The following is a 5,179-nucleotide window of genomic DNA, read 5'->3' as shown; positions in this document are numbered from 1 at the left end:
TATTGAAGGGGGTGTTTAGAATAATGAGCTGGCGATGACTTACTCTCACATGGGTAACCCCACACTACCATCAGCGCTAAGAGGTTTCACTTCTGAGTTCGGGAAGGGATCAGGTGGTTCACTCTTGCTATTGTCGCCAGCACAACTGTTGTGACTTTGCTTGGGTCTTATTCGCATGTATTGTTTGCGTGCCTTTGCTTGGTCAAAGAAGTTATTAACAGCTATTTGAGTTGCTTTAATTTGTGCAGTTTAGCGTTTTATCTAACTAAATCAAGTTATTTGTCATGATTTGAACCACAACACCAACTGTTTGGGTGTTGTATAGTCAAGCCTCACGAGTAATTAGTATTGGTCAGCTTCATACGTCACCGTACTTCCACATCCAACCTATCAACGTTGTAGTCTTCAACGGCTCTTTAGAGGACATAAAGTCCTTGGGAAATCTAATCTTGAGGTAGGCTTCCCGCTTAGATGCTTTCAGCGGTTATCCCTTCCGAACATAGCTACCCGGCGATGCGACTGGCGTCACAACCGGTACACCAGAGGTTCGTCCACTCTGGTCCTCTCGTACTAGGAGCAGATCCTCTCAAATTTCCAACGCCCACGGTAGATAGGGACCGAACTGTCTCACGACGTTCTAAACCCAGCTCGCGTACCTCTTTAAATGGCGAACAGCCATACCCTTGGGACCTGCTTCAGCCCCAGGATGAGATGAGCCGACATCGAGGTGCCAAACACCGCCGTCGATATGAACTCTTGGGCGGTATCAGCCTGTTATCCCCAGAGTACCTTTTATCCGTTGAGCGATGGCCCTTCCATACAGAACCACCGGATCACTAAGACCTACTTTCGTACCTGCTCGACTTGTGGGTCTCGCAGTTAAGCGCGCTTTTGCCTTTATACTCTACGCGTGATTTCCGACCACGCTGAGCGCACCTTCGTACTCCTCCGTTACTCTTTAGGAGGAGACCGCCCCAGTCAAACTACCCACCAGACATGGTCCTCGCTCCAGATAATGGAGCAGAGTTAGAACCTCAATATTACCAGGGTGGTATTTCAAGGACGGCTCCATAGAAACTGGCGTTTCTACTTCAAAGCCTCCCACCTATCCTACACAAGTAAGATCAAAGTTCAATGTCAAGCTGCAGTAAAGGTTCACGGGGTCTTTCCGTCTAGCCGCGGGTACACCGCATCTTCACGGCGAATTCGATTTCACTGAGCCTCTGCTGGAGACAGCGCCGCCATCATTATGCCATTCGTGCAGGTCGGAACTTACCCGACAAGGAATTTCGCTACCTTAGGACCGTTATAGTTACGGCCGCCGTTTACTGGGGCTTCGATCAAGAGCTTCGCTTACGCTAACCCCATCAATTAACCTTCCAGCACCGGGCAGGCATCACACCCTATACGTCCACTTTCGTGTTTGCAGAGTGCTATGTTTTTAATAAACAGTTGCAGCGGCCTGGTTTCTGAGGCTGCCAGTAGCTCAAGGAGCAAGTCCTATCACCGCCGGCAGCGTACCTTCTCCCGAAGTTACGGTACCATTTTGCCTAGTTCCTTCAGCAGAGTTCTCTCAAGCGCTTTGGTCTACTCGACCTGACCACCTGTGTCGGTTTCGGGTACGATTCCTGTGTAACTGAAGCTTAGAGACTTTTCCTGGAAGTATGGTATCAGCCACTTCGCTAGTAAACTAGCTTGCTATCGATTCTCAGCATAGAGTACCCCGGATTTGCCTAAGATACATGCCTACAATCTTCCACCTGGACAACCAACGCCAGGCTGACTTAACCTTCTCCGTCCTCTCATCGCATTACACAGAAGTATTGGAATATTAACCAATTTCCCATCGACTACGCCTCTCGGCCTCGCCTTAGGGGTCGACTCACCCAGCCCCGATTAACGTTGGACTGGAACCCTTGGTCTTTCAGCGAACGGGTTTTTCACCCGTTTTATCGTTACTCACGTCAGCATTCGCACTTCTGATACCTCCAGCAGACTTCTCAATCCACCTTCATCGGCTTACAGAACGCTCCCCTACCACTTGCAATAAATTGCAAATCCGCAGCTTCGGTACATAGTTTTAGCCCCGTTACATCTTCCGCGCAGGCCGACTCGACTAGTGAGCTATTACGCTTTCTTTAAAGGGTGGCTGCTTCTAAGCCAACCTCCTAGCTGTCTATGCCTTCCCACATCGTTTCCCACTTAACTATGATTTAGGGACCTTAGCTGGCGGTCTGGATTGTTTTCCTCTTGACTACGGACGTTAGCACCCGCAGTCTGTCTCCCGGATAGTACTCATTGGTATTCGGAGTTTGCATCGGTTTGGTAAGTCGGGATGACCCCCTAGCCGAAACAGTGCTCTACCCCCAATGGTATTCGTCCGAGGCGCTACCTAAATAGCTTTCGGGGAGAACCAGCTATCACCAGGCTTGATTAGCCTTTCACCCCTATCCACAAGTCATCCCCTGGCTTTTCAACGACAGTGGGTTCGGTCCTCCAGTAAGTGTTACCTCACCTTCAACCTGCTCATGGATAGATCGCCTGGTTTCGGGTCTACACCCAGCAACTAAACGCCCTATTAAGACTCGATTTCTCTACGGCTCCCCTATTCGGTTAACCTTGCTACTGAATGTAAGTCGCTGACCCATTATACAAAAGGTACGCAGTCACATCACGAAGATGCTCCCACTGCTTGTATGCATGCGGTTTCAGGATCTATTTCACTCCCCTCACAGGGGTTCTTTTCGCCTTTCCCTCACGGTACTGGTTCACTATCGGTCAGTCAGGAGTATTTAGCCTTGGAGGATGGTCCCCCCATATTCAGACAAGGTTTCACGTGCCCCGCCCTACTCGACATCATCATGTAAGCCCTTTCGTGTACAGGACTATCACCTACTATGGTTGCACTTCCCAGAGCATTCCACTAAAGCTTACATAACTTAATGGGCTTTTCCCCTTTCGCTCGCCGCTACTGAGGGAATCTCAATTGATTTCTTTTCCTACGGGTACTGAGATGTTTCACTTCCCCGCGTTTGCCTTGCAACACTATGTATTCATGTTGCAATACCTATCTTATGATAGGTGGGTTCCCCCATTCAGACATCTCCGGATCACAGGATATTTGCCGCCTCCCCGGAGCTTTTCGCAGGCTATCACGTCTTTCATCGCCTCTGACTGCCAAGGCATCCACCACATGCACTTAATTACTTGACTATACAACCCCAAACAGTCGTTCGATCCTACAAGTAGATCGTTCAACATTACAGTTTGAAGTACTGTGTATCTAAACACTGTACAGCTTCAATTCAAATTCATATACCAAAACGCTTGATTCAGTTAATTTCGCTAGTTCTCATTTCAATCACTTCAACTCCATAACTTACGTTATTTCGTTTCCGCTCTTTCTATGAGTATGAACAAATTATTTCAACTCAAATATATGCTGTTAATGATTCACTACGTCTTCGTCAGATCGCAGTCAACTGTGATAAATCACAGAGCTTAATAATCAAGGCGTGCAGTATACACAGCTTTATTACTAAGCTCTATAAGCTATCAACTCGTTTGCTTACTACGTATTCGAATGAATACGTGGTGGAGACTAGGAGAGTCGAACTCCTGACCTCCTGCGTGCAAAGCAGGCGCTCTACCAACTAAGCTAAGTCCCCAGCTTATCATTTAGATCAATGTATCGTATGAGTATGTCATGGTGGGTCTGACAAGACTTGAACTTGTGACCCCACGCTTATCAAGCGTGTGCTCTAACCAACTGAGCTACAGACCCTCAGATACATCGTCATGAAGAACAACTTGTTGTGGATTCTTACCAATCGTCAATCTTTCGTTAAGGAGGTGATCCAGCCGCAGGTTCCCCTACGGCTACCTTGTTACGACTTCACCCCAGTCATCGGCCACACCGTGGTAAGCGTCCTCCTTGCGGTTAGACTACCTACTTCTGGTGCAACAAACTCCCATGGTGTGACGGGCGGTGTGTACAAGGCCCGGGAACGTATTCACCGCGGCATTCTGATCCGCGATTACTAGCGATTCCGACTTCATGGAGTCGAGTTGCAGACTCCAATCCGGACTACGATCGGCTTTTTGAGATTAGCATCCTATCGCTAGGTAGCAACCCTTTGTACCGACCATTGTAGCACGTGTGTAGCCCTGGTCGTAAGGGCCATGATGACTTGACGTCGTCCCCGCCTTCCTCCAGTTTGTCACTGGCAGTATCCTTAAAGTTCCCGGCTTAACCCGCTGGCAAATAAGGAAAAGGGTTGCGCTCGTTGCGGGACTTAACCCAACATCTCACGACACGAGCTGACGACAGCCATGCAGCACCTGTATGTAAGTTCCCGAAGGCACCAATCCATCTCTGGAAAGTTCTTACTATGTCAAGACCAGGTAAGGTTCTTCGCGTTGCATCGAATTAAACCACATGCTCCACCGCTTGTGCGGGCCCCCGTCAATTCATTTGAGTTTTAGTCTTGCGACCGTACTCCCCAGGCGGTCTACTTATCGCGTTAGCTGCGCCACTAAAGCCTCAAAGGCCCCAACGGCTAGTAGACATCGTTTACGGCATGGACTACCAGGGTATCTAATCCTGTTTGCTCCCCATGCTTTCGTACCTCAGCGTCAGTATTAGGCCAGATGGCTGCCTTCGCCATCGGTATTCCTCCAGATCTCTACGCATTTCACCGCTACACCTGGAATTCTACCATCCTCTCCCATACTCTAGCTTCCCAGTATCGAATGCAATTCCCAAGTTAAGCTCGGGGATTTCACATCCGACTTAAAAAGCCGCCTACGCACGCTTTACGCCCAGTAAATCCGATTAACGCTCGCACCCTCTGTATTACCGCGGCTGCTGGCACAGAGTTAGCCGGTGCTTATTCTGCGAGTAACGTCCACTATCCAAGAGTATTAATCTTAGTAGCCTCCTCCTCGCTTAAAGTGCTTTACAACCAAAAGGCCTTCTTCACACACGCGGCATGGCTGGATCAGGCTTCCGCCCATTGTCCAATATTCCCCACTGCTGCCTCCCGTAGGAGTCTGGGCCGTGTCTCAGTCCCAGTGTGGCGGATCATCCTCTCAGACCCGCTACAGATCGTCGCCTTGGTAGGCCTTTACCCCACCAACTAGCTAATCCGACTTAGGCTCATCTATTAGCGCAAGGCCC

General features: G+C 49.2%; 2 tRNA genes and 3 rRNA genes. All 5 read right to left on the bottom strand.

The annotated features are described in order from the left end of the window. Positions 1-26: 26 nt before the first annotated feature. Positions 27-141, bottom strand: a 5S ribosomal RNA gene (gene rrf, locus FTV32_RS15770). 180 nt (positions 142-321) lie between these two features. Then, positions 322-3,213 (bottom strand): 23S ribosomal RNA (locus tag FTV32_RS15765). 379 nt (positions 3,214-3,592) lie between these two features. Next, positions 3,593-3,668 (bottom strand) — tRNA-Ala (locus tag FTV32_RS15760). A gap of 39 nt (positions 3,669-3,707) precedes the next feature. After that, positions 3,708-3,784 (bottom strand) — tRNA-Ile (locus tag FTV32_RS15755). A gap of 61 nt (positions 3,785-3,845) precedes the next feature. After that, positions 3,846-5,179: ribosomal RNA gene (locus FTV32_RS15750) — 16S ribosomal RNA — on the bottom strand; the annotation flags it as partial.

Origin of the sequence: Acinetobacter sp. YH16032, from assembly GCF_013417345.1 — a bacterium.
Classification (GTDB): domain Bacteria; phylum Pseudomonadota; class Gammaproteobacteria; order Pseudomonadales; family Moraxellaceae; genus Acinetobacter.
Note: the sequence above shows the minus strand (reverse complement) of the source record. Positions and strands in the feature narration are given on the sequence as shown.